Annotated in this window: 24 protein-coding genes; 9 read left to right on the forward strand and 15 right to left on the reverse strand. The window is 52.0% G+C overall.

Features of this window, described 5'->3' with window-relative positions; genetic code table 11:
• Positions 1-169: 169 nt before the first annotated feature.
• From QWI17_RS13485 to QWI17_RS13505, 5 genes are all read right to left on the reverse strand, one after another.
• Positions 170-3307 (reverse strand): efflux RND transporter permease subunit, encoded by a 3138-nt coding sequence (locus QWI17_RS13485; protein ID WP_302723038.1) that lies wholly within the window; start codon positions 3305-3307, stop codon positions 170-172.
• A complete protein-coding gene (locus QWI17_RS13490; protein WP_302723039.1) occupies positions 3307-4491 on the reverse strand; it encodes an efflux RND transporter periplasmic adaptor subunit in 1185 nt (394 codons plus the stop codon). The genes QWI17_RS13485 and QWI17_RS13490 overlap by 1 nt, the downstream gene beginning before the upstream one ends.
• Before the next feature lie 624 nt (positions 4492-5115).
• Positions 5116-7053, reverse strand: a complete 1938-nt coding sequence (gene acs / locus QWI17_RS13495; RefSeq protein WP_302723040.1) for an acetate--CoA ligase — start codon at positions 7051-7053, stop codon at positions 5116-5118.
• Positions 7054-7564: 511 nt separating this feature from the next.
• On the reverse strand, positions 7565-7804 hold the full coding sequence (locus QWI17_RS13500) for a hypothetical protein (RefSeq protein ID WP_302723041.1): 240 nt from the start codon (positions 7802-7804) through the stop codon (positions 7565-7567).
• Between the two features lie 2 nt (positions 7805-7806).
• Positions 7807-8268 (reverse strand): hypothetical protein, encoded by a 462-nt coding sequence (locus QWI17_RS13505; RefSeq protein WP_302723042.1) that lies wholly within the window; start codon positions 8266-8268, stop codon positions 7807-7809.
• A 13-nt stretch (positions 8269-8281) separates the two neighbouring features.
• Here QWI17_RS13505 and QWI17_RS13510 point away from each other — a divergent pair, with 13 nt between their 5' ends.
• Positions 8282-10792: a G8 domain-containing protein gene (locus QWI17_RS13510; protein ID WP_302723043.1), complete on the forward strand. Its 2511-nt coding sequence runs from the start codon at positions 8282-8284 to the stop codon at positions 10790-10792.
• 241 nt (positions 10793-11033) lie between these two features.
• Here QWI17_RS13510 and panD read toward each other — a convergent pair whose 3' ends face one another.
• From panD to QWI17_RS13525, 3 genes are all read right to left on the reverse strand, one after another.
• Positions 11034-11414 (reverse strand): aspartate 1-decarboxylase, encoded by a 381-nt coding sequence (gene panD, locus QWI17_RS13515; protein WP_302723044.1) that lies wholly within the window; start codon positions 11412-11414, stop codon positions 11034-11036.
• 52 nt (positions 11415-11466) lie between these two features.
• Positions 11467-12318, reverse strand: coding sequence for a pantoate--beta-alanine ligase (gene panC, locus QWI17_RS13520; RefSeq protein ID WP_302723045.1), 852 nt, complete (start codon positions 12316-12318; stop codon positions 11467-11469).
• Between the two features lie 253 nt (positions 12319-12571).
• On the reverse strand, positions 12572-13630 hold the full coding sequence (locus tag QWI17_RS13525; RefSeq protein WP_302723046.1) for a hypothetical protein: 1059 nt from the start codon (positions 13628-13630) through the stop codon (positions 12572-12574).
• A gap of 304 nt (positions 13631-13934) precedes the next feature.
• Here QWI17_RS13525 and QWI17_RS13530 point away from each other — a divergent pair, with 304 nt between their 5' ends.
• Complete coding sequence (locus QWI17_RS13530; protein ID WP_302723047.1) at positions 13935-14186, forward strand: hypothetical protein; 252 nt, start codon at positions 13935-13937, stop codon at positions 14184-14186.
• On the opposite strand, the gene QWI17_RS13535 is transcribed toward QWI17_RS13530, so the two are convergent.
• Entirely contained in the window at positions 14183-14719 is a 537-nt protein-coding gene (locus QWI17_RS13535; protein WP_302723048.1) for an MOSC domain-containing protein, read from the reverse strand. The two genes, QWI17_RS13530 and QWI17_RS13535, sit on opposite strands and share 4 nt — an antisense overlap.
• Before the next feature lie 216 nt (positions 14720-14935).
• Here QWI17_RS13535 and QWI17_RS13540 point away from each other — a divergent pair, with 216 nt between their 5' ends.
• From QWI17_RS13540 to QWI17_RS13550, 3 genes are read left to right on the forward strand one after another with little or no spacing between them, the layout of a single operon-like run.
• Positions 14936-15289 carry a DUF1428 domain-containing protein gene (locus QWI17_RS13540; RefSeq protein ID WP_302723049.1) on the forward strand — a complete coding sequence of 118 codons (354 nt, stop codon included), beginning with the start codon at positions 14936-14938 and terminating at the stop codon, positions 15287-15289.
• A gap of 28 nt (positions 15290-15317) precedes the next feature.
• On the forward strand, positions 15318-15749 hold the full coding sequence (locus QWI17_RS13545) for a hypothetical protein (protein WP_302723050.1): 432 nt from the start codon (positions 15318-15320) through the stop codon (positions 15747-15749).
• Between the two features lies 1 nt (position 15750).
• Positions 15751-16464, forward strand: coding sequence for an NYN domain-containing protein (locus QWI17_RS13550; protein WP_302723051.1), 714 nt, complete (start codon positions 15751-15753; stop codon positions 16462-16464).
• 505 nt (positions 16465-16969) lie between these two features.
• Here QWI17_RS13550 and QWI17_RS13555 read toward each other — a convergent pair.
• Positions 16970-18595 (reverse strand): right-handed parallel beta-helix repeat-containing protein, encoded by a 1626-nt coding sequence (locus tag QWI17_RS13555; RefSeq protein WP_441294591.1) that lies wholly within the window; start codon positions 18593-18595, stop codon positions 16970-16972.
• Here QWI17_RS13555 and QWI17_RS13560 point away from each other — a divergent pair.
• Positions 18504-18755: a hypothetical protein gene (locus QWI17_RS13560; protein WP_302723053.1), complete on the forward strand. Its 252-nt coding sequence runs from the start codon at positions 18504-18506 to the stop codon at positions 18753-18755. The two genes, QWI17_RS13555 and QWI17_RS13560, sit on opposite strands and share 92 nt — an antisense overlap.
• Before the next feature lie 367 nt (positions 18756-19122).
• On the opposite strand, the gene QWI17_RS13565 is transcribed toward QWI17_RS13560, so the two are convergent.
• Positions 19123-20457, reverse strand: coding sequence for a hypothetical protein (locus QWI17_RS13565; protein ID WP_302723054.1), 1335 nt, complete (start codon positions 20455-20457; stop codon positions 19123-19125).
• A gap of 134 nt (positions 20458-20591) precedes the next feature.
• Between QWI17_RS13565 and QWI17_RS23795 the strand changes: the two genes are divergently transcribed.
• Positions 20592-21455 carry a winged helix-turn-helix domain-containing protein gene (locus tag QWI17_RS23795; protein ID WP_502553147.1) on the forward strand — a complete coding sequence of 288 codons (864 nt, stop codon included), beginning with the start codon at positions 20592-20594 and terminating at the stop codon, positions 21453-21455.
• 165 nt (positions 21456-21620) lie between these two features.
• Here the strand turns inward: QWI17_RS23795 and ectB are convergent, their stop codons facing one another.
• Positions 21621-22886, reverse strand: coding sequence for a diaminobutyrate--2-oxoglutarate transaminase (ectB, locus tag QWI17_RS13575; protein WP_302723056.1), 1266 nt, complete (start codon positions 22884-22886; stop codon positions 21621-21623).
• Positions 22887-23442: 556 nt separating this feature from the next.
• Positions 23443-24351, reverse strand: a complete 909-nt coding sequence (locus QWI17_RS13580) for a LysR substrate-binding domain-containing protein (protein WP_302723088.1) — start codon at positions 24349-24351, stop codon at positions 23443-23445.
• Between the two features lie 155 nt (positions 24352-24506).
• Here QWI17_RS13580 and QWI17_RS13585 point away from each other — a divergent pair, with 155 nt between their 5' ends.
• Together QWI17_RS13585 and QWI17_RS13590 are read left to right on the forward strand one after the other, a co-directional pair.
• Positions 24507-25385, forward strand: a complete 879-nt coding sequence (locus QWI17_RS13585) for a pirin family protein (RefSeq protein ID WP_302723057.1) — start codon at positions 24507-24509, stop codon at positions 25383-25385.
• A 96-nt stretch (positions 25386-25481) separates the two neighbouring features.
• The gene (locus QWI17_RS13590) at positions 25482-25709 is read left to right on the forward strand and encodes a DUF2798 domain-containing protein (RefSeq protein WP_302723058.1); all 228 of its coding nucleotides are present in this window, start codon (positions 25482-25484) and stop codon (positions 25707-25709) included.
• 42 nt (positions 25710-25751) lie between these two features.
• Here QWI17_RS13590 and QWI17_RS13595 read toward each other — a convergent pair whose 3' ends face one another.
• Both QWI17_RS13595 and QWI17_RS13600 read right to left on the reverse strand, forming a co-directional pair.
• On the reverse strand, positions 25752-26195 hold the full coding sequence (locus tag QWI17_RS13595; RefSeq protein WP_302723059.1) for a GFA family protein: 444 nt from the start codon (positions 26193-26195) through the stop codon (positions 25752-25754).
• A gap of 45 nt (positions 26196-26240) precedes the next feature.
• The gene (locus tag QWI17_RS13600) at positions 26241-26519 is read right to left on the reverse strand and encodes a hypothetical protein (RefSeq protein ID WP_302723060.1); all 279 of its coding nucleotides are present in this window, start codon (positions 26517-26519) and stop codon (positions 26241-26243) included.
• Between the last annotated feature and the right edge of the window lie 34 nt (positions 26520-26553).

Consider the following 26553-nt stretch of genomic DNA (forward strand, 5'->3'; position numbering starts at 1 on the left):
GGTTACGTGGATTTCGCTAACCTGCACTGAAACTCAGTCGGCCGCTTTCGCCAGTCAGAGGCAGCGTGCTCTATTTCCAAGCTCGGGCGACATAAACACGGTGACGGGTGACGGGTGACGGGTGACGGAATTGTTCGTTACCAGCCCCTCGTCAACCACCCACCGGCTGTTACCTTCCTCCGTCGTCAGATATATGACCTTCCCCATTCGCTCGCTCCCGCCAACGCTTGAGGTCATCCAACACCATAAAAAAGCAGGGGACGACAATCAGCACAATGGCACTGGCAAAAACGATCCCGAAGCCGAGGGAAATAGCCATCGGAATCAGCTGCGCCGCCTGACGCGAGGTTTCCATAATAATGGGCGAAAGCCCGCCAAAGGTGGTGAGTGTGGTTAAGAAGATGGGGCGGAAACGCCGCACACTGGCATCACAGATAGCCTGATAGGCGTTTTCGTAATTGGGCATGGTTTTATTGGCGTGATCCACCATAATCAGCGAGCCATTCACCACCACTCCGGACAGCGCCACAATACCCATCAAACTCACAAGCGACAGGTCGTAACCCAACATCAGGTGACCTATTACCACCCCGATGATGCCAAAGGGTATAGCGATCATCACAATCAGTGGTTGCAGGTAACTGCGAAACGCGATGGCGAGCAGCGAGTAAATCACAAACATGGCCATGCCAAATCCGCCCCAGAGCACCTGGGTAGACTCGCGCATTTCTGACTCACTGCCGCGGAACGTCCAGGTCAAGCCCGGATATTCCGCTCGCAACTGCGGCAGCACCTGCTCCTTCATGGCAACGGACACCTGACCGAGTGCACTTTGCGGCTCTACATCCATGCCGACGTTAATTACGCGGCGACCATTGCGACGGCTGAGAGAACTAAACGCCTCAGCCAGGTGCGGCTCGGCTACGTCGTACAGAGGCACTTCTGTGCCGGAGGGAGTGCGAATGATCAAATCATCCAACGTGTGCTGTTGGCGACGCTCCTCCAGGGGCAGCTTTACACGCACTTCAATTTCGTTGGTGCCGCGTAACTGGCGAATGGCCACTGCCCCATAAAAGGCATCGCGCACCTGGCGCCCCACCTCGGTGGGTGTAAGACCCAACAACTCGCCCTCGGGGCGCAGCGTGAAGTTATATTGCAGTTTGCCTTTGTTGTAGTTGTCGTTGACGTTGCGGGTGTTGGCGTACTCCTCCATCCGCGCTTTGAACACTTGGCTGGCTTCGGCCAGAAGGTCGGTATTGGTGTGGCTCAAGTCCACGCTCAAATCATCACGCCAACCGCCGGGGCCGCGCTCGGCTTCGAAGGTTATTTGGTCTACCCCCTCGATATCGCCAATTTCATTGCGCCATAGTTCAATTACTTCTCGGGCGGTTACGTCCCGTTCATCCGGGGGCAGCATGACAATTTCCACATCGATAAAACTCTTGCCGCGCACGTTGGATTTTATGCCCTCGGCCACTTTGTACAGGTCATGCTTTTCGAACATCTCGTGGGTCTGCTCGGTAATAGCATTGGCCACTTCCGCCGCCTGCTCCAAAGTGGTACCCACAGGTAGGCGCACGCCAGCTTCAATTTCATCGGCGGCCACGCGGGGCATCATGACCATGCCCATATGGTCACTGGTGCCGTACGCACCGGCGATAATCAGTGCTGACACGACCACGCTGATTGTGAAGTACCGAACCCGAATGCACTTTTCCACAAACGGCCGATAGCGGTTTTGCACAAAGGCATTGAATTTCTTCGCCAGTGCTTGCTGGCGATCGTGCGCGTAATTTTCCAGCTTGCCCTTGCGGCCCTTACCACTCTCAGCCAGGTGGGCCGGGAGAATAAACAACGCCTCTACCAAAGAGATGAGCAGCACCGTAATCACCACCACGGGAAACGGCCACCAAAATTTGCCCGTGGTACCGGGGATAAACATAACCGGTATAAAAGCCACCACCGTGGTAAGAATGGTAAAAGTCACCGGTGAGGCAATATCTTTCGTGCCACTGATGGCTGCCTGCAACCGGCCGTAACCACGCTGTCGGTACTCGTAAATATTCTCGCCCACCACGATAGCGTCATCCACCACGATGCCCAGCACCACCAAAAAGGCAAACATGGAAATCATGTTGATGCTCACCCCCAGCGCGGGCATAAACAGCACGCCACCCACAAACGAAATGGTCATCCCCATCATGATCCAGAACGCCAGACGCAGCTCCAGAAAGATGGTCAGAATGGTGAGCACAATCAAAATGGCCAACCCGCCATTGCCGAGCAGCAACATTAAACGGTCGCTAAAGTCTTCGGCGTTGTTGCTGTCAATTCGGTGATGGACACCCTCCGGCAGCGTGGTATCCAGCTCTTTTAACACGCGCTCGACGGCGGCGGAAATTTCCAGCGGCGATTGATTACCCACCCGGAAGATATTCACTTCCACCGATGGCTGTTTGTTAAACTGCGAGTGAAAACCGGTCTCTTCAAAGCCATCATCAATGTTGGCGATATCGCCCAGGGTGACTCTCGCCCCGGACTCGGTCGTGACAACCGGAATACCGGCAAACTCCTCGGCCCACTGCTTGCGCTCGTTCATACGCAGCAGTATTTCACCCCGGCTAGTTTCCACCGATCCGGCGGGCACGTCGCGACCGGAGGCTTCAATCATTCGCGCTACCTCGCCCAACGTGAGGTTGTAGCGGCGCAACTGCTCGCGAGGTATTTCCACATGAGTGAGATAACCCGGCACCCACCCCAAATCCACCTGGGTGATTTCGGGCTCGGTCAGTAAGCGGTCGCGCAGGTTTTCCGCCAGTTTGCGCAAGCTCCACACGTCAATGTCACCATAGAGACCGACTTCCATGACCTCACGCAAATTGTCGCGAATGCGCACTTCTGGATCTTCGGCGTCGTCAGGGAAAGTGCGAACGCGGTTCACCGCCTGGTCGACTTCCTGAAACGCTTTCATACGGTCGGCGCCCGCTACCAGCTCCAGGCTGACCCGGCCCCAGCCCTCGCGCGCCTCTGAGGTCATTTCCTTGATACCCTGCACGCCGCGCACCGAGCTCTCAATGGGCTGCAAGATGCCCTGCTCCACCTCTTCCGGTGATGCGCCCGGGTAACGGACATCCACCTCGACAACATCGATTTCAAACTCGGGAAAGACTTCCTTTTGCATGGCAAATGCCATGTACAAACCGCCCGCCAGCAAAATAATCATCAGCAGGTTCGCCGCGATGGAGTTGCGCGCCATCCACTCAATGGGGCCGTGCGATACCGGACCTTTCTGATTGTCTGCACTCATTACTGTGCCCCTTCAGCCAAACGCAGTGCGGCACCGTCCTGGATACGTGCGAGGTTGGTGGTGACGACACGATCGCCATCACTGAGCCCGTCGCGCACATAAATATGCTCGGCATCCATAAAGGCAATATCCAGCTCCCGAATAGAGAGCTCACCGTCCTGATACACCCACGCGGTATCGTTTTTGCGCAAGTATTCCCGCTTCAGGCGCACCACATCTTGCAGTGGCTCGGCGGTGATACGGCTCTCCACATAGCTGCCCAGCACCAGCGGCATCTTGCCGGCGTTCTCCTCGTTGCGGGCCTGAGGGTCATCCACTTCAATCAGCATGCGGAGCATCCGCGACTGCTCGTCCAGCTCGCCGACCAGCGACAGAACTTTACCTTCGCGTATTTGCCCTTCCGGCCAGGCGGAGCGATCGCGCAGCTCCACGGTCAACTCATCCACCGCATCAATATTGGGCATTTTTGCCAGAGGGACGGTCGCCACAACCCAGTAGCGCTCGATACCCACCAATCGAGCCAGTGCATTGCCCGGAGCGACTTGAGAGCCCACATTGACCGCGCGGGAGACGATCTGAGCGTCAAAGGGGGCGGTCACTTCGGTGCGCTGCAAGTCCAGCGCAGCCCTATCCACCCGAGCTTCGGCCGCCTTGAGCTCGGCCCGGGCCGCGTCCAGCTGGGGCTTACGAAGTATCAGCGCCTCTTGCATGGCGGGCAGATTACGCCCCAGCTGACGATATTCCTGCTCGGCCGCCACCTGCTCACCCTGCTCGATTTCCAGCGCGGCCTGAGCCTGGGCCAACTCGCTTTGGCGAGACGCGAGCTCGATCTCGTAATCGGCCCGGTCAATGGTGACCAACACTTCGTCTTTCGTTACAAAAGCGCCCGGACGGAAATTCTCCGAACGTGCATTTACCCGGCCGCTCACTCGCGGCTGCAGGGTGACCTCCTGCGAGGGCGACACCGAACCCATGCTGACAATGACCGGGCGATAAGTACCCCGGCTGACCGGCAACACATCCACCAGCATGGCGGTGCGCTTGGTCGCGCCTTCGCGCTGCGCCTCGGGCTCGCTTTTGACAATGGCATAGGAGGCAAGTAGCCCCGCCGCTATGACCGAGACGCACCCGATTAGCATTTGTTTGACGGGCATGGCGGGCTGAGGCTCTTTGGCATTGCTCATTCAGTATCTCCGGCTGATGGATGCGGTGACTCATTGTTCATACAAGCCCCCAAACACGGTGGAATACGGCAGCTCGGTCGCTACCGATTACCATGAGGGTAATGAGTATCAGTTATTATGCGCCAAGCAAGGGGTAAGATGCTGCTTTCAGGCGAAAGCGAAGCTCAAAGAAATGTAAAATCGCTCACATCGAGCGCCAAATTTCACGCACTCGTGCCCCGCCATCGAGGCCTAGACGGGGCGCTTGCAAGATATAATCATACGTATTTATACGACCGATCAAGCCCGTGGCATCACCCAGCCGGAGTTAGAACCGGATCGGAAATATAGGCAGCAACAGCGTTTTTGAGAGGTTGGAGCGCCAGCCACATCCCCTATCGTCCCGGCCCATCTCTTACTGTTTGCCTCCGACGTCAGGCCTCAGAGATTCCACGTTCCGCGCCACTATTTCCGCCGAGAATGTTTTTCCCAGCTTTCCTCGCGCCTCGGATCGCTCTTTTTAAGCTACAAAAAGCACCGGCGCGAACCTGCCCGACGCTTAAAAAGTTGGTATCTTTTCCCGTCAGCGGGCAACGGCCGCCCGCCGCTGGACGGCGGGCGGAACAACCGGGCCAGCTCCTCCTGCTAGCGATTGGCCCTGTGCTCGATCAACTCATCCACCACTGAAGGGTCGGCCAGAGTTGATGTATCCCCTAAAGTATCCAGCTCATTGGCCGCAATCTTGCGCAAAATGCGGCGCATGATCTTACCCGAGCGCGTTTTCGGTAGGCCGGGTGCCCACTGAATAATATCGGGCTTAGCAATGGCTCCAATTTCTTGCACGCACAGCTTCAGCAGCGCCTTTTTCAGCTCATCATCGGGCTCAACACCGTTCATAGGTGTCACATAAGCGTAAATACCCTGCCCTTTAATATCGTGTGGATAGCCGACAACGGCCGCCTCGGCAATGCTGTCGTGCAATACCAACGCGCTTTCCACCTCGGCCGTACCCATGCGGTGACCAGAGACATTAAGCACGTCGTCGACCCGGCCGGTAATCCAAAAGTAGCCGTCCTCGTCGCGCCGCGCGCCGTCACCGGTAAAGTAGTAACCCGGATAGGTTGAGTAATAAGTGTCAATGCAGCGCTGATGGTCACCGTAGACAGTGCGAATTTGACTCGGCCAGCTGGCCTTAATGGCGAGGCTCCCCTCACCCGCACCCTCGATCTCATTGCCTTCCGCATCCAACAGTACGGGCTGCACCCCAAAAAAGGGCATGGTGCAGGAGCCAGGTTTAAGGTCAGTAGCCCCGGGCAGCGGTGTCATCATATGCGCACCGGTTTCGGTCTGCCACCAGGTATCCATAATCGGGCAGCGCTCGTCGCCGACCACCTTGTGATACCACTCCCAGGCCTCTGGGTTAATAGGCTCGCCAACACTGCCCAAAATACGCAGAGATTTGCGCGAAGTTTTGGTGACAAAATCATTACCCGCCCCCATCAAAGCGCGCACCGCTGTAGGCGCCGTGTAGAAACTGTTAACACCATGCTTGTCGACCACCTGCCAGCAACGCGAAGCGTCCGGATAAGTAGGCACACCTTCAAACATTAAGCTCGTGGTGCCATTGGCCAGAGGGCCGTAAACAATGTAACTGTGCCCGGTTACCCAGCCGACATCCGCCGTACACCAGTAGATATCTCCCTCACGTATATCAAAAACATACTTGTGAGTCATAGCGGCTTGCAATAGGTAGCCGCCGGTAGTGTGCAACACGCCTTTGGGCTTACCGGTTGAACCGGAGGTGTAGAGAATAAAGAGCGGATCTTCCGAGTCCATCCACTCAGGTTCGCACTCGGCCGGCACCTGCTCGACGGCATCGCGATACCACACATCTCTGTTATCGTCCCAGGCAATATCGCCCGCCGTGCGTTTCACCACCAGGCAGGTGTGTACGTCCGGGCAGCCAGCCAACGCTTTATCGGCATTCGCCTTAAGTGGCACCTTGCGGCCGCCGCGTAAACCTTCATCAGCGGTGATCAGCACGCGGCAATCGGCATTGTTAATACGATCTTTCAACGCGTCGGGAGAGAAGCCGCCAAATACCACTGAGTGCACAGCACCGATACGCGCGCAAGCCAACATGGCATAGCAAGCCTCGGGAATCATCGGTAGATACAGGCAAACACGATCGCCCTTTTTAACACCGCGCTCGCGCAACACATTGGCCAGGCGACACACTTCTTCGTGCAGCTCTTTATAGGTAATGAGCTGATCTTCGGTGGGGTCGTCTCCTTCCCAAATGATCGCCACCTGATCGCCGCGCGATTCCAAATGACGGTCAATACAGTTCACACTGACGTTAAGCTTGCCTCCTAAAAACCAGCTAACTTCGCCTTTTTTTAAGTCGCTTTTACTGACTGTGTGCCATTTTTCATTCCAGTCCAGAAGCTCCTCAGCCTGCTCCGCCCAGAATTGATCTGGATGCTCTACCGATTGCTGATACATCTGTTGGTAGCGATCCTTATCAATCGCGGCCAACCCTTTTAAGGCGTCCGGCACCGGGTATACGTGCTGCTCGGTCATACATCATCTCCGCACTTATTGCTGTTATAGGGAGGCTAGCTCAAGCCCAACGGGCATGAGTGTCTCATTAATGTTATTCCAGTGAGCAAAGCTTACCAGCGTTGAAGCCGTTTCGCCACGGACAACGTTGTCTGTGGCGTATGGATTTACTATTGGTTAACTCTTTCGATACCAGCTGTCAAACGAAGATCCCATTATTGTGGGTACTGGCTCACATTTGTTCATTCAATAAATCAATACAATACACCTCACGATATTGATAACGCTATCAGCCCAAATTAAATCAATTTATCTGAAATGCTTTAGCCTCCGAAAAGCGACTCATCTTCCATTAGATGATTATGGTAGCGCTGTCACAAGAAAAATAGACAATCATTTTTGGCCAACACTAATCGAATAGCGAAGCAAAAACAGGGAGCAGGCTGTGGGAATTAAAGTTCTGGTATTAAGTTTATGCAGTTTTTTACTAGCCGCTTGTGGCGGCGGCTCGGGCACGGATACAGGAGGTGGCTCAAGCGGCACCAACCAACCTCCCGCCGTTGCCGAAGAACCAGAGGCAGAACCAGAGCAAGAGCTGCCCGCTGAGCGCTATACCGCCCGTGTTGAGTACACTGGCGAAGGCAATATCTATCCCTCCGAGCGCAACGTGACAGAAGGGTTTAGCACTTGGTTCAACGTTCACGTGCCGGAAGGGTTGAGCCTGGCGAGCATCAGCGGCTGTAACGGCCACCTTGAGGGAGATCGTTACCATACTCAACCCATGAGCGAAGATTGCACAATTACCGGCGAATTCACCTCGGCACCCCCTATAGGGGGCGGTACAGGTGAAGAGTTAACGCCAGGTGATAACTCGAGTTCGAGTAGCTCTAGCTCGATCTCCAGTTCCAGCATTAGTTCTAGTTCCAGCTCAGTATCCTCGAGCATTGAATCATCTAGCTCGGAATCTTCCAGTTCAGTATCCTCGAGCATTGAGTCATCTAGCTCAGAATCTTCCAGTTCAGTATCCTCGAGCGTTGAGTCATCTAGCTCAGAATCTTCCAGTTCTGTACCTGCAAGCTCCGAATCCTCTAGCTCCAGCCTTAGCTCTAGTTCCAGCTCGATCTCCAGTTCTAGCTCTAGCAGTAGCTCGGCTGTTGCTACCGTGCCATTCAGTGAAAACAGTGCATGCTCGCAAACAGCGTCGTCGCCAGACTCAACGGCCGAATTACCTGCCATGAGCGACAGCCCAATGAATCACACAATTGCCGCCAAAATGGCCGAACATATGTCCGCCCACGCGCTGGTTGCCTATGAGGATGCCACCCACGCCACAATCGCAGACGGCGACTGGTGTGACCCAGGCATTTGGCACAACGGCGCAGTACCCGGCGATGGCGCCAGAGCTGTTATCGCCACCAGCCACAATGTCACTTATTCGCTGGTCGACACAGCTCGATTGCATACTTTACGGGTCGACGGTGAGCTAAGCTTTGCCACCAACGAGGACACTCGCCTAACGCTAGACACCTTATTTGTGGACCCTCGGGGCACCTTAACCATCGGCACTGAAAGTCAGCCGGTTCACTCTTCGGCCAAAGCTGAAATAATCATTGCTGCCAACGGCGATATCGATGTGAGCTGGGACCCGCTATTACTCAGTCGCGGCGTCATTGTGCACGGCACACTGAATGTTCACGGCGCGGCAAAGGCTCCACACCTAAAACTGAGCAGCGACGTCTTTACCGGCAACAATACCATTAGCCTGCAATCTCCACCCCAGGGTTGGCGCGTGGGTGACACGCTCGTGGTAACAGGTACGCGGTTTTCCGGCTGGAAGTGGGACAACGACATTCGCGCCGTTCGCTACCACGGCACGCAAGACGAAGTACGCACCATTACTCAGGTTAGCGGCACGACTGTGACCCTCAATGAACCGCTAGAATTTGACCACAGCTCCCCCCGCAGCGACCTAAAAGCAAGCATTGGTAATTTCACCCGCAACGTGCGATTTGTAACCGAGAGTGCTGACACTGTGCCCGTGCATCAGCGCGGCCACGTGATGTTTATGCACAACGATGAAATTGACGTGCGCTACGCCGAATTCTTTCAACTGGGCCGTACCGATAAGTCGCAAACCAACACGGAAGCCGTTGATGTAGACATCATGCGCCCGGATACCAACGTGCGCGGGCGCTACAGCTTTCACTTTCACCGCTCAGGCACCCAGGATCAAGCGAACCCAGCGGTTGGTTTAGGTAACGCCGTGTTTGGCTCGCCTGGCTGGGGCTATGTGCACCACGACAGTCACGCCATACTGCACAATAACGTTAGCTACGACACTTTTGGCGCCGGCTTTGTCGCCGAAACCGGCAACGAAACAGGTGCATGGACCGATAACCTAGCGATCAAGGCGCAGGGAATAAACGGTTCTTACAACCCCAAAAACAACAACGACATCTCGACTTTTGACATTGCCCGCAGTGGCGATGGCTTTTGGTTTCAAGGGCGTCTGGTCGCGTCAGTGGGGAATATCGCCTCCAGTGTGAATCGTGGCTTTACCTATTTTCACCGCGACAGCTCGGGCACCATGATTCGTCTTGACCCATCCCTTTTTATGGCGCCCCAGGCGCTTGGACTCGGACGCGATGCATCTGCGGATGACATCCCGATTCGCCACTTTCACGGCAACGAAGCCTATGCAAGTACGGTGGGCGTGTTTGTGGTGAAAGCGAATCCTCGCCAGGAGCACGACATTTACACAGTAATGAGCGATTTTGTTGCCTGGGAGGTAAAAACCGGCGCCTCCATCGAGTACACATCCCATTACCTGCTGCGTGATTTCGATGTCATTGGTTTAACCAACGAAGCCTTCCGCCATGCTGACTACGGTATTGAGTTCGGTCGCAACACCACCGATATGGTCGTGCGAGATTCGCGCATTGACGGCTTTGAGGTAGGCATTGATCTGAGCAAGGATCACGTCAGCAGCAACCCAACCGGGCTGGATCAGTTTGTTGTTATCGGCGGTTCGATTTCCGGGGTAACGACAATGTATGAAGAACACGATGACAGCGACCTGATCATACAAAACAGTGACCTCCAATCCGACCGCTTCGAACTTAACTTTAATGACTTAAATGCGGAAGGTCACTACGAATATTTAAGCGCGGCCACCACAGCGGGTACTGGCATAAATTTTAGTGGCACGAAAACGGACAGTATTGGGACAAACCCAATTCCAGCCGGCTACGACTCGCTGGGCATGGACAGCACCGACATGATTGCTCTGGTCGAGCAGGCGGGCTACTACCAAACCAACGATGGTAAGCACTACACCGTTAAGTGGGAGTATTTTAGCGACCGCGCCACCGGCGAGCTACAGATGCAGCCACTTAAAATATTATTGGGCCCCGAGGTCGCTGCACGGTTAGGCAATCAATATTCGTCTTGGAGAGATGCACGCAATCGAGGCACCATTGACCTTAACAATCAGCCGCCGCAAGCGCGTAATGACAACGCCTCAGTCGCAAGTGGTCGCACCGTAACTATAGATGCAATTACGAACGATTCCGACCCGGAAGGCGACTCGCTGTATATCATCAGTGTAGTAAGCCCCACCTTCGGCCTGGTATCCCACTCGGATGGGCAAATAACCTATCGCCCTCACTTTGATTTTCGCGGCACGGACGAATTTCACTATTGGGTGGGGGATGAGCACGGCAATGCGCACAGAGCTAAGGTGAGTGTTACGGTTAATTAAAATCGGAGTCGGATGACGGATGACGGATGACGGATGACGGATGACGGATGACGGATGACGGATGACGGATGAGCGTGAAGCGCACACGCAAACCTTTCAAGCTCTTGCTTTAACGTCAGGCTCATTTTTGATTTGTGCCTGCCTTAAAGTACAGAGCGAAGTCCATTTCAGCGACGACAAATTGAGCTGCAAAGTCTTCAGCTTTTACATCTGGCGTCAGACGTCAGTCATCCGACAATTATTAAACCAACTGCATCGGAATGGTGTTGGTGGTGCGCTCGACTTTGTTGCTCTCGTCTAGGTAGACCAGTCGCGGTTTGTAGTTTTCCAGGTCTGCCTGACTGTACTGCGCGTAGGCACCGATAATCACTCGGTCACCTACCTGTACTTTGCGCGCGGCGGCGCCATTCATGGAGATAGTGCCTGAACCCCGCTCAGCGAGAATCACATAAGTGGTAAAACGCTCACCGTTATTGACGTTGTATATGTCAATTTGCTCAAACTCGCGCAAGCCAGCGAGCTCTACTAAATCGGCATCAATCGCGCAGGAACCGTCATACCACAGCTCGGCCTGGGTGACCGCCGCCATATGAAGTTTGCCTTTGAGCATGGTAGAGAGCATAAGCTCCTCCTTCTTTTGGTACTGGCCGCATTAGGTCGGCATCGCCAACAGGTTAGACCACTGTCAGCGATATATTATCTATCAAACGGGCCCCATCGGTATACATGGCACCCAAAATGGTAATTTCTGTGTCATCCACCGCCGCTGGTTTAAGCGTGCGACTGTTACAAATTTCCAGGTAATCGAGCTTAAAGCCCGCCTGATCGATGCGTTTTGCGCCCTCTTCCTGCAGAACCAGAAAGTCCCGCCTGCCCTCACGAATGACACCACCAATCCAGTTTAGGGTGCGATTGAGCTCTGCCACACGGGGGCGCTCGTCATCCGTAATAAAGCTGTTGCGAGAGCTCAGCGCCAGGCCATCCTCTTCACGGTATATCTCACCGGCCGTGATTTCTACTGGCATACACAGGTCTTCCACCATGCGCCGAATCACCGCCAACTGTTGAAAATCTTTAACACCGAAGACAGCTTCATCCGGCTGCACAATATTAAACAACTTAGTCACTACGGTGGTTACACCCTCAAAATGGCCGGGGCGACTGGCACCGCACAGTACGTCGGTCATGGTGGGTACGACTACCCGGGTTTGCTCGTCCATGCCATTGGGGTACATCTCGCGCTCTTCGGGGCAGAACAGGAAGTTACAGCCAACAGCCTCTAACTTAGCGGTATCGGCGGGCAGCGTGCGCGGGTACTTATCCCAGTCCTCGTTCAAACCAAACTGCAAACGGTTAACGAAGATGCTCGCCACCACAATATCGCAGCTATTTTGCGCCTGCTTCACCAAGGCCAGATGGGCATCGTGCAAATTGCCCATAGTCGGCACAAAGCCAATGCGCTTACCCGCGCGCCGTGCTTTGCCAAGCTCCGCTCGCAGTGAGCCTATATGATGAAAAACCTGCATAGCATCCCCATAACGCCGGAAATCCGGGGGCGGGATAATACACCGCCAGACGATATAAGTACATTTTTTGGGCGTATTAGGGGCATGCCACACGCAGCGGTGGGAGGCTATTGTTAATAGCCCATACACAAATGAATAGGCCACTACCCCACCACCTACAGCAACGTGCAGTGGATAACACTTTGTAAGGAATTGCTGAGTTCGGATTTTTACGAGCGCGGGCAATCGCGACTAACACAATCACCCGAGCACTTTACTGGGCATTTTGAACCAGACGTTGGCGAACTCGAGACAGCCGTTGCACCAAATCTGATTTAATTTGCTGCTTGTCCAGCTCACTTAAAAGCCCTCTGTCTACCGGCTTGTGCTCTTGTGTGCTAGCTGCAAGCGCCACATCAGTCACTTTAGAGGCCACGGAGGGTTTTGTAGGCCACGCCACGATAGACTTACTGGCCGAACGAAAAGCCTGGAACCTTACCGCCTCCCCCCATTCGAAGCTTGTATTAAATTCCCCGCCAGATTCAAACTGATCTACCCAGCCCTGTCCGATATCGCTGTCCAACGTCATCCAATAACCTCGATCGAACTGGCTGGTCTGGCTAACCAGCATGAAATATTGTTGTATTTCTGTGCTATACCCGGCTAGCACGAGACGATCGGCCTTATCAGTTTGGGTGCAGAAGGTCTGCCCCACCTCCAGCGCTCGACACCCCGCGACCACGTACCCATCCTCGTCCTCAATTAACTCATCCAGCACGAGAACTTCGCCCAATGGACCGTCCGATGAACCTTCGACATTTCTGGGCTCATCGGACACCAGCGCCCACTGCCCCATTAACTTCTCTTCGTGGCTCAAAAACGAAGGCGCGAAATAAAATCGTTCAATTGCAATATTCTCGCCATCAACACTGATATTCGCTTCAGTGCGTGAGGTAAAAACTATACTAATGTCATGTGCCACGTCATTAGTGGGGGCTTGATAATCGCAGCCAAAGCACTGACCGTTTTCCACCTCAAGCAACTGGCCGCTGAACTCATTAGTGCCGGTCAAAGTGCCACTGGCCACAAACCACGTGGCCTTATTCACACCCGCTGTCTGCTCGGATTCATAGGTATAAGCGGCGAGAAACACCGTATTGTCTTGAATTTCTATCGAATATCCACGACCACTTTCATTTGGGTTCCACCACCAACCGCTTTCTGGAGCAAAGGTATCTGCCGAAACCTGTGCAGCTCCGGCAAGACTGCATAAGAGAATAATTGCTAGTAGCGATTTCAAATAGCCAGAAGCATGACCTAGAAGGGTATTCATACGTTACCAAACTCCATTATTTACGGCTTGCCCCAAGGTGGGCAATTTTAGCGGTTAGAATACGTGCCCGCAAGCAACAACAAAGCCCGCTTCGAGCGAAAGCAATAACTCGATTAGTGTGCACTGGTAGTGTGTCCGCGCCTCTAACATCGGTTTTATGCTATCCCAACTCATTCAATCTAACTGCGCCTTACTTCGCACTTGTGACTCACGCGTGAGACACAGCGCCTGTCGAGTATCTAACCCTAGGTTACAATAAGAACAGGGACGCTATGCTCATTGATAACATCCGAGAAACCTACTTATGACTTCATGGCTCATTACACTCGGCGGCTTGGCGGCCAGCTGGCACTATACCGATCTCAATGCAGAATCCGGCGTGCAAAGTACCCTTTGCCCTATCTTGGTCGTGATTTTCCTGATAGCCACGCTGATCAAGCTTGTTGCACTCGCAGGCCCAACCGGCAGCGGCCCGGGCGGTGGCGGAGATAGCGGTGGATTCGGCGGCTTTGGTGGGGGCGGCGGTGATTGCGGAGGCGGTGGTGGCGACGGCTAAAACAGAGGCTCTTGCTGTGAAGCGGGTGATTTATCCACACGTGGCAAGCGCACCACGGAATCCCCCACTGACAACCACCCACCTTGGGCAATCTTTGCGCATAAACCGCCGTAGCCATACATAGCGGCGGCGCCCCCACGCCCCAGCACCTCGTTCATACGCGAACAAGGGTGACACAAAGCCGCCGGCTCCAAAATGACCTCGCCAATTTGCACGCGCTGATGCCGCAATAGATTTAAGTTAATCCCCGACACCAACAAATTGCGGCGCAGCCATTGTGGCGGGATATTATCGCGCCCGGTGTGGCGGCATATCATCGCGACAAACTCCACACTAATAATCGTCACCTGTCGCCCCGAGCCAGGCGTTTTACTACTGCGGTGGTCGCCCTCAAGCCCCAAGCCTTCCAGTGCCACGGCAGACTCTACCGAGTGCACATTGCCCCTGCGCACCGAGCGCAAACCAATCCATTCCAGGCGACCGGGCTGGAGGTCTTTAGCGAGCTTGTCGAGGAGTCTGGCTTGTGAGTTCATAAGGGGCCGGCGGACGGAATAAGGTGAACGGCGCACGACAATCAGCGCCGAACATGATTGTACAGCTTGCATGCCGACAATATCACAGCTCTAAGGCAGAGGTAAGAACTTCACCCCTGCCGCTTTGGGGATTCTATTTAAATGTTTATAGCGCTGATTTTGCTTTACCACTGACCTATACTGCAAGCTCCGCAACTTCAAAGAGGGGTAATTCACATGTCATATATAGATGGAATGGTTGCCGCAGTACCAAATGAGAATCGAGAGATATACATAGAACACGCCAAAGAAATGGCCGCTGTTTTTAAGGAAAATGGCGCCATTGAAGTTGTCGATGCCTGGGGCGATGAAGTGCCCGACGGGAGCGTCACGTCCTTCCCAATGGCCGTGAATAAAAAACCGGGAGAGACCGTGGTCTTATCCTGGATTATGTGGCCCTCAAAAGAAGTGCGCGACGCCGGCTGGCAATCCTCTATGGATGACCCGCGAATGCACCCGGACGCCAATCCGATGCCATTTGACGGCAAACGATTAATCTACGGCGGTTTCGACATTGTTGCCAAAACCTAGCAGCAGGCTGTTGAAAAACAGAAATGTCATGCTGCGAGCTTTGGCCAGCGCATTACTGATGATGGTGTGCCACTCTTCTCTTGCGATTGGCTGGCACACCATTACCCCGCAAAACCTCGAGAAATCCAGCATTGAGTTAACCATCAGCTATGACGCCTACGGGGCATGCCATGAGGTAAAAGTAACGCTACCTGACGTCTTTGATTTTGGAGACCTCGGTAAACGCCCCTTTGAAAGCCTACGCCTGAAACAAGTTGAGGTTAAAGAACGGGGCTGGCAACTTACCGGTAAAGGCTCACGAATGGCTCTTGAAACGCGCAAACTGAACAGCCGTTTTGAACCGTCACGTCTGTGCCTGAGCGCATACGATATTACCTATAGCCACCTTGAGGTTTGGTACAAGACTGTCCAGGGACAACCCCCAATGCTAGTCATCATAGAACTGGATGAGTTTATCTAAAATGGAAGAATCGAAACAGAAAATAGCGCTGTTTATCGATGCCGACAACGCACCGGCCAGTAAATTTGAAGATGTGCTGAGCGAAGTTGCCAAGTACGGTGTTGTCACTATTCGCAAAGCCTACGGCAACTGGAAGAAGTCATCGCTCAAGGCTTGGGAAGAGCTTCTGCATGAGTACGCCATCCAGCCGATTCAACAATACGACTTATCCAAAGGGAAAAACGCCTCTGACATTGCGCTAGTGATTGACGCTATGGACGTCATGTACACAAAAGACATTGACGTTATGTGTTTTGTATCGTCCGATAGCGACTTCACCCCTATGGTGACCCGGGCACTTGCCGAAGGTAAAGTTGTACTGGGCTTTGGTGAGCGAAAAACACCAACGCCTTTTGTTAACGCCTGCTCCAAGTTTCTGTTCTTAGACAGGGCACCGGACCAGAACGACAAATCGCAAGACCCACCTAAGAACATAAAATCCGACACAAAGCTCATCAACTTATTGCGCCAAGCCATAGAGGCGACAGAAGAAGACAATGGCTGGGCGGCTCTAGGCCCCCTCGGATCACACATCTCCAACAAAACATCATTCGACACTCGCAACTATGGCTACAAAAATCTCAGTAGTTTAATAAAAGCCATCGACCTGTTTGAGCTAAAACGTGGGCCGGGTAATTTGTACTTGGTAAGAGATGTAAGAAAAAAGAAGGGCTAGGAAGCTTGCCCTACTGGCCGACATTCCCAGATCAGGTGTAAAAACACTGGGGAATTATCCCCTAGCCAATCATAAATTAAAATCTACTACCTAGCAGGCTGTTGAAAACCCCTTACGTACTCAGACTCTCAGGCTGGTTCGTAATCTAAGCGCCACTTTGACGGTGTGTTCCCCCCCATCGAAAAGTGGCAACGACGAGTACGGGCCAGCCTGGAAGTCCCGCAGGGCGAGGCCTGAAGCGCACATCTGCCGCACCTTACCTCTAGCAAAGGGACCCACCCTGTCCGTCGAGACAAGGCACGACATCTGCACGCTTCGGGCCTCGCTGAGCATGCAAGGGGTTTTAACAGCCTTGCTGCTAGAATCTAAGGATGAGGTAGCAAAAAATAAATAGGTCTACTTAACTTGCCCCACCAGCGGCGGATCTCCTACACATTTTAACGATTCCCACGTTTGAGACGACCCCGCACCTTCCACCATTATTAGTGCACGAGAAAAGTATAGGTTAGGGTGAATAGCCTATCCCCAAACACGGCGACCCACTTTGCTGAATTCCATGCTCGTCCAATAAGGGTATCCCCTCAATAGAATTTGCTCCATAGGTCAACGCCTGCCAATCACTCAACGCATAATTATCACCCAGATCCCCCCAGCTTCCTTCAGCAGCAAAATAATTTATCTTGTACTCACCAGTAGATGAGTAATAACAGTTGTGATCTGAAGATAAATTAATGCCTTCGTTAAACTCGACATCCGAGCCATACGTCCATACTCTATACTGAGTGTCAGAGAAAACATTGTGATGAATGTTTGCGCTTTTCGCCCCCAATCCATAGGCGCTCATATAGCTTCCATCGTTACTTCCATCCGCCAAATAAAGGGTTCCACCGACAAACGTGTTATAGGAGATTTCCACACCTGTCGTGAAGGGGGGGCTTGTTCCATCCTCCCGGTGAACACGCACACCACCTGTATTAATAAAGCGATTATTGTATATTTCTGTTCTATTTTGATTGGTATCTATACTGCTTAGGTTTCCCGAGCCCGTCAAATCGTGGAAATAATTATCATGGATCCGAGTATAACCACCGGAGCCTGGCGTTGTTTCTCCGTGCTTGTAATATATACCGGCACCTTGACCATAAAACTCATTGTGGCGTACGGTAATATTTGTGGCCCGGTAGAACTTCACATAAGCGCCGACTTGATCGGTACCAGCTTTAGGTATGTAATCATGAAATTGACAATTTTCGATTACAACATTGTCATAACTATGTACGTATAGAAAACCAGAATCATCGTAATACTCCATATTGGCGAACTCAATATTTCGCAAAGTGATGTTTTCTTCCGGAATGTCATACCCAACACGTACGCCTTTGTTGAAACAGTTCTCAATTCTCATGTCTTGTAAGACTAAATTAGAAATACCATCAATGTGAACGCAACCCTTTGTCAGATCTCCTCGAATAGTCACCTGCTCATCGGGGTAACCTTTAATCGTAACAGGTTGCGTGACAGTAGGCTGTGGGTCCGAGAAATTGACATACTTTTCTAGGTTAATTATGGACTCGGCACTTGTGACACGGTAGTAGTCAGTGTAAACACCACCGCGCAGATACAGATAATCTCCGCGAGAAAGCTGAGGTATCAACGACTCAATGCTGCCAGGATTTTTAAAGCTGCCATCGCCGGTGGCGCCCGGCCCCGAGTAGTAGCACCTTGAATCCACATTGGCCTCGCAGACAATTTCGTTGACATCATTAACATGAATAGTGACATTATCTGTATCAGTAAGGCCCTGCGAATCTGTGACTGTTAGTGTCACAACTATAGTGGAGTCGTCGCTCACTTCGGGCGCGACGAACGTAGCCTTACTACGGTTTCGATTACTAATTGTGATGCTGGGGCCGCTGATTTGGCGCCACTGGTAGGCAAGTGGCTCGATTTGATCGTCGCGGCTGCGATGCCCGGCAAGCTCCACCAATTGCCCTTCATCAACATTTTGATTGAAGCCTGCATGGGCAACAGGCTGTGAATTGGCCGCTAAACTGGAAGAACTGGAAGAACTGGAGGAACTGGAGGAACTGGAGCTACTTGTACTCAGCGTCGAGGAGCTAGATATCGAAATAGATGAGCTAGAACTTGGGGTCGAACTTACTACAACCGAGGACTGCGAAGAGCCGCTCGATGGTGAACTCCCTGCCGAGGAGCCCCCGCTGGAGACGCTAGATTCAGAAGAATTCTCCGATGTCGAACTCACTGAAGACGTCGAACTAACTGTTGACTGAGAAGATTCACTCGACGAGTTGGAACTGGAACTCAGCACTTGAGACGAGGCTTGACTGGTGTTCCCACCCCCATCGCCACCACAAGCAGCGAGAAAACAGCTTACTAAAAGAACAATTGAATAATTTTTAAACATTGACAATATCCCTATTGCGTTTGGCATGGAGCACGGGGCTCCCTTCTTTGCTCAATTATATCAGCATAGTCATCACGACAATGTGAACAGGTACCGGATCGCGACCGGCAAAAAGGCGGGTAACAATGGACAAAGGCGCGGCACTTGCTAGCATAGACCAAATAAGCCAGCCATCATTACGCGCCCTCACCCCGAGCGCGTCGACCCTTTTATAAACATACATAGGCTACGCATCACCGTACCACCACCTCACACACTATTCGATTGTTAAAACAATCAAAACCTAGCGTATGATTTACATCATCATATGAAAATGGTTTTTCGGTGTATGGATTTTTGAAGCTGGAGCCAGCAATTGCATCCTGAACTGATGCAGTGCTTGACTTGATTTCAAGCTGTAAGCTTACTAATGAATAGATGCCCGATAAATCGTGAAGCCTTCCAAGGTAATCAACAAGAGGCCAAGGATTTTGCAGTGTGATTCTTCCGCCCAGGTTGTATGGATTGAGGTAAGATAGTTTATTGTTTTTTCTAAACCTCTTTGCCTCTGCCAAAAACGCCCGCCCGGATAATTTGCTCACACCATACATGGGCAATAAACTGGAGCGATAATATAGGTTGACACTGGCCACCGGCTGAGACATCAAGCTCAACAGAAAACCATTCAATGTTGATTGTGCAGCGAGATACTTTAAAAAGTCATCACTATTCTCAACCACAGTAAGCAGCTCTGCATTAAATGCCTCGCTTATATCAAGCTCATCGCGGCTAAGCGGCTGCAAAATTTGCCGTAGGTGCGTACGTTGCTGATCACCAACGACCGGCTCTTCATTTATCGCATGAGAAAGACTGTATAGGTGCCAGCGCAATGCTGCCTGAGCGACCATCTTGCCAATCACTGTTTGACTATCAGCAAGTACCATTCGCCAAAATGCCATGTCGATCCGGCTACTTTCGACTAAGCCCGCAAAACCGAAACGCTGAAACTCCTGTATTGCTCTAATTCTTCCCAGCTGCATTAGGAGGCCATAATGAGGCAGAGGAGACGTGTAATCTAAGACATAAACATCTTCGACAAAATGCTCCTTAGAGATAATCAAATCATACCGATTCAACTGCGAGAGCAAACGCGCGTCCAGCTGGGGGGTTTCCGTGATTTGAGCTCGCAACTCATAAAAACAATCGAGGTTGCTACGAGAATTACAAGAAGCAGCGGGGTACTTAGCTTGCCAAGCCTTGTCTAAATTTTGTCCACCATTTAACGTTTTTGCCTCTTGAGCCGTTAAGCTGGCCGGCAATCCACCCGCCTTCTTGGCGTGCAACGCCTCAAGAAGCGCCGATCCCACCTCGGCAGCATCCATACCCGTTGCCGAAGCTAACCCATACACGTCACTTAGCGCATTACCTGCAACATCAGGCTCCGCCAGCGTAGCCGTGCGCGTCTGTATTTCAGGTAGTAGCTCAGCATCGAAAACTGACAAGTTCGGCACCAGCAATATGGCCATTGCGCCGATCAAGATTGCACCGACTCGCGTGAACCACTTTAGTACTGCATTATTTTTAAACATGGTATTCCCCTTTTGTATTTGCTCCCTGCAGCTTGGCTCAGAGGCGCCTTCTCCGCCTGAGGAAAACCTCCCCAAAACCTCGGACACGTCTGATTTACCGCTACACACACTGGCGCGGCTGTTATACTTCTGCCATGACTACGCCCCCACCAGCTACAATCACCTGCGGTAAGATCACCATCAATAAGGCGGTGGGCCAACTGGGCAATTCACGAGAAGAGCAGGTCCGCCTCAGCCCTGTTCTGCACAAATTGCTGTTACAACTCATTCAAACACCGGGCGAGATTGTCAGCAGAAACACCCTGTTTGATACCGTATGGCCCAACCAATCGGTTAGCGACGACGCTCTAACTCGCGCCATCTCGGACCTAAGATCGCACCTAAAAACGCTTGATAACACGGAAAAATATATTGAAACTGTTCCAAAGCGTGGTTATCGCTGGGTTGCCCCTCCAACAGCTACCTCTAGTGCAGTCAATGCTGGCTTCACACATGCTAGTAATGAACCTTCAAAGTCGCCGCCGACCTCAAGCATACCTTTAAATATTGTCTTATGTTGCTTGGCAAGCTTGGTAGCCGCAGTGGCAATCATGTGGCTAGTGACGTACATATCTACAGGGCCGACCATACGGGTGGCGAGTTTACCCAGTACAGCCGCTCCCTCTGAAAATATCCTGCTGCTACAACATATTGATAGGACGATACTTGAAACTCTGAGGAAAGATCGCACGATTGAGCTGGTTGCTCCCAGTGCAATAGCGGCGCGACCTAGCAACCCATACCCTTATTTTTTTGCCGAGTTCAGTGCAGACTGGGTCCTGGAAGTACAATTTTCCAGCACAAGCCTAGCCTATCAGGTTGAACTAACCTTGGTGGATGCTCGCACTGGCCTAGAGATAACTGCGGCACACGCACTTGGCAGCAATAAAGCCGATTTATCCGCAAAAGTCGCAACCACCCTCACTCAAACAATAATGGATTTAAAGACTGAAAATTGAGCTAAGTAAAGCTTTCACCCTGATGGGCACTGGGCGGCCTCGATCGATGTGAAATTCTAAATGTAGACGGAACACAGCCGATACGCGTCGCATGCCCCCAGTCCACACAAATAAAAAAGGCCTTCAATCGAAGGCCTTTTTACTACCGAGCAACAACCTACGCCGTTATTCCGTAATATTGTGCTTGGCCGCCACTTCGCGGAATGACTGCTTGAAAATGTCTAAGCCTTCTTTGAGGATTTCGTCTTCAATGGTCAGGGCTACAAATATTTTATTTACCTGCCCGGTTGCACCGCAGGTTTCTGAAATCAGTTTATTTTCAAACGCCTGCGCCGATACGTCACCGGCAAAATCTGGGTGATTGGTTTCAATACCCAATACCAAACCGCGACCGCGCACGTCTTTCACAAGTTTTGGAAATTCTTTTTGCAGCTCGTACAGGCTGTCAAAAATGATGTCCGACTTGCGTTTCACTTCATGCGTTAACGTATCGTCAGACCAGTATTTGTCGATCAACTGCTTTGCCGCGACAAACGCCAGTGAGTTACCCCGGAAGGTACCGGTATGCTCACCCGGCGACCAGGCATCAATTTCCGGCTTAATCAGCAACACCGCCATGGGGTTGCCACCACCGATAGACTTTGACAAGCACACCATGTCTGGCTCAATGCCCGCTTCTTCAAAGCTGAAGAATTTTCCGGTACGACCATTACCCACTTGAATGTCGTCGATAATAAGCAATATATCGAACTCTTTACACAATGCGGACAAACGCTGCAACCAATCTTTAGAGGCGACGTTTAAACCACCTTCGCCCTGCACCGTTTCAATCATAACGGCGGCTGGCAACTCTAAACCCGAGCCTTTATCTTCTAAGAAGCGACGGAATACATGCAGAGTGTCGATATCATCGCCCAGAAAACCGTCGAACGGCATAAAGGAAATGGCACCGCGAGCGCCGTAAGAATCGTCGCGATAGGCTTCGTTACCCGTAGCGGATAATGCACCCATGGTGTGACCGTGATAGGCGTTGGTGAATGCTACGATATTGGGGCGGCCTTTTACCTGGCGTGCCAACTTCATGGCCGCTTCGGTACAGTTGGTGCCCGTTGGGCCGGTAAACTGCAACTTGTAGTTGTAGTTGCGCGGCTCCAGGATTTTCTCAACGAATGACACCATAAACTCTTGCTTGGCGACGGTTGCTTTATCCAAACCGTGGGCAATGCGACGATCCTTTAAGTACTCTATTTGCGCGTCCACCGCGACGTCGGGGTTGTGGCCGTAGTTGAGCGTGCCGGCACCGGCAAAGAAATCAATGTAGCGCTGACCTTTATCATCAAAAAGCTCAGAGCCAACGGCTTTATCGAAGACGGTAGGGAAGGAGCGAATATAACCGCGTACTTCTGATTCGTGATCGTTAAAAATATCCATTGTGTACCTTTTGGTTTAAATGAGAAGGGTGAGCCGAGCACTGCTCAGTTCGTAAATTTGAAGAGTTGAAAGCAAAAGCAAAGAAGTTTAGGCGCTTGAGTACGCACACACTTGCAGTCAGGAGCATCGAGCTGGAGCCAAAGCCCAGCAACCCGATAACAATCACTATGTCTGTCAACTTACCTGAAAGCCAGGTCACTGCTGTTGTCCCTTTGTGCAATCGAAAGATCATTCCAACAAGCAAATGAGCTTGCCTGCGGCCGTATGCGGCTGCGAAACGCTGCTGCAAAATAGCTAAAAGAGCCCGTGATAGTCGATAATCATACCGATACCATCCTCAACGCACAAGGAAGCCCATCCAACCTCAGCCCGCCAAAAAAGCAAAAATAATAATATAATCAAAAGCTTAGCAACTTCCACCCACTGTAAAACTAACGCTTAGCACAACAAGTTCACGACTGAGTAACGCCCCCACCTGTTACCGAACCTATTCACGAAAACACATAAAGAATCAGACTGTAGATGCAGAAAAATGGACCATCATTAAGCGAAACGTTCACGCCTGAGTCACAACGATTTTTGGCAGCTCATCACGAAGGAAGTTGGCGAAACTTGAAACTGCTGGCGGCACTCCCTGGCGCGAGGGCATCAGCAAGCTAATATCCGCTTGCCCAGCTGTCCAATCAGGCAGCACACGAACTAAACGCTTGACCCTAAGCTCTTCTCGACAAGTGTAGAGCGGTAAACCAACAATACCTAACCCCACCGACGCAGCGTGCTTAAGCGTCACCATGTCCTCACTGCACAAGCGCGGTTGGTAGGTATTAGAAAACGTTGCGCCATCCGGAGCTTGTAAATCCCAGTGGCCGATGTCCGGCTGCCAGCCCAGCTTTAAACCTATGTGTGCCTCAAGCTCTTCAGGCGACATCGGTATACCAGCCTGCTCAAGATACGACGGCGAGGCAAGGAGCCCCCAGCTAACCGTGGCTAACCGGCGCTGTATCAACGTTGAATCAGGTAGCGGCGCCGTATGAGCGCGTATCGCCATGTCCACGCCAGCATCAATTAAATTAACCGGCAGGTTAGTCACCTGCTGAATGATTTCTACCTTGGGGTGCAGCTTGAGAAAATCCGTGACCAACTGGCAGAGCGCGAACTGCGCCATGCCTACCGAACACGAAAGCCGAATCTTACCGGTCAGTGCGTTAGCGTGTTGCTCAACCGCCGCATTTGCCGCTTCCATTTCATCCACCGCCTTGCGCGCATGCTGATAGAAAGCCTCTCCCATGTCGGTCACTTTAAACTGGCGCGATGTACGCTGAATAAGCCGCACTCCGAGCCGATCTTCAAGCTGGGCGATATGCCGACTAAGACGGGACTTGGGAATATTGAGTGCTCTCCCCGCAGGCGCAAACCCCTTTTTCTCCACCACATGGACGAAAAAGTAGTAGCCGTTCATATCCATCAAAAAACCCTCATTCGCCCTGCAGTCACCCGCCCTATCGTTTCAATTATAGAACGATAAGTTCACTTTTTCCTACTTATCAAAGCCATCGTTCTACCAGATACTAATCATCAGTGACATCGCAGACAAACTTTACGAAACATTGGGAGATCAGAATGAACCAGCAAGCGACTTCGGGCATCCACAGCGAATCGGTGCAAATCAGCCACATCGTCACCGGCAACCCTCTTAACATTGGCTCGGGCTTTGATGCGCTGAGCTTTAAACACGGCCAGTTCAGCGGGTTAATGGACCCGTTAGTCATGGTTGATCACTACACCATGAGCAGCCCAACCTTTGGCGCGCACCCACACGCAGGAATGTCCGCCTTATCCATTCTCTTTGAAGACAGTGAAGGCACCTTTAACAATCGCGACTCACTGGGCAACGACATCGACCTCTTGCCCGGTGACGCCTATTGGCTAAAAGCGGGCAGTGGGGCAATTCACGACGAAAAACCTACCGCAGGCTCTCGCACTCACGGCCTGCAAATTTTCGTCAATCTGCCCAAGCAGCATAAGCACGACAACGCCACGGCATTGCATGTGCCCGCTCGGGACATACCCGTAATAACCGGCGCAGGCTACAGAGTTCGCGTGGTATTGGGCGAGAGCAATGATATTAGGGGCGCAACATCTCCGGCACTTCCCTTTACCGCACTGGATGCTTTTTTAGAAAGCGGCGGCACCTATGCTCATGCGTTAAGCGGCAATACATCCGTCACGGTTTATGCCGTAAGTGGCGAGATCACCATCGACATTGCCGGCAAGCAAACCACGCTGCCGAAAAAACAAGCCGTTGCGATACACATCGAGCAGGGCAATCAAACGCTACACCTTTGCAGCCAAAACCAAGCCCACGTAGTGGTGCTGCAAGGCGCCCCCGTCCGCGAGCCGTTTGTTCAAAATGGACCCTTCGTAATGAGCAGCTTAGAGGAGATTCAACAAGTCACCGCCAAATATGAATCCGGCCAACTGGGCGCCATTGGCGAATAGATGGCACAAGTCCGGACGACTAACCAGCCCCGTAGGGCTGGTGAGTTCACGCAGCAACCGAAACGAGTACAAGAAACGACAAGACGGAGGCTATTGATGATCAACAAAAAATACTTCAAGTACGTATTCGTTGCCATGATGACCATGTGCATGGCATTGGCACTCACCTTAATCAGTACCATGAGCGATCCAAACGAACTCGACAACTTCCTGTCGCAATGGTTTCTCAAAGCGAGTACAGATTTTGTCGTAGCATTCCCAACAGCATTGGCGGTAGCGCCAATCGCCAACTGGGCGGCGGTGAAAGTAACAAAACATAAATGAAGAAGGTGCGAACGTTCGTCGGGCAGAACAGCCGAGCTGATTCTATGGAGCAGTGACTCCCAAGAGATCGAACATAACGTTCAAGCTCGGCACCTCATCAAAGTTCGTCACTTCGACATTACCGGCTTCCGAAACATCCGCTTCCGGCTTAAACAACGTCACCCTGAGGTCAATTTGCGGCGCCCCTTCGATAGCACCGGCAGGAACCGAGTAAAAAGGCATCCCCCTAAACTGATTCGGAACAGGACTACTGCAAACGCCGCAAAACGCGAGCATATACCCGCTGTCTTTTCGGTATTCACGAACACTCTCCTGCCCAGCCGTCCACTTAAAATCAGCCTCATCAGCAAGAACGGTCGTAGAGAACTCACTGCCCGTAGCTTTTTGGCAAATACTGCAGTAACACCGGTAGCTGGCAAGCGAATCGGCAACAACCCGAAAATTAACGGCGCCGCATGAGCAGCTTCCCGCATGATCTAATTTCATCTACTGAACCCTGAAGTCAAATTCAAAGCCTGTGGCCCTATTGATTTATGCAAATTCGCCCTCTCTTTTAAGCAGCGTCTTTACGAGACTCCCAAACCACAATAAGTAAATGGAAGCGCCTAGAAGAAATACCGAGCCAATAAAAGAATTCCAGTTCAGATGCGGAAGACGAACAGTATTCTGGCCCGCTAAAACCTCTGAAGGCTCATAAGTGACGACAACCAGCACGCTGACTAGAAACTCGAGCAATAAAAATAATCCCCAGCCAAGGCAAAGAACCCCAAGTAATCGAACAATTAACCATGAAAATTCATCTTTAGTCATATCAACACCTGGCGCCCGCAACAGCGTAGAATAC

The organism is Gilvimarinus gilvus, assembly GCF_030518155.1.
Classification (GTDB): domain Bacteria; phylum Pseudomonadota; class Gammaproteobacteria; order Pseudomonadales; family Cellvibrionaceae; genus Gilvimarinus; species Gilvimarinus gilvus.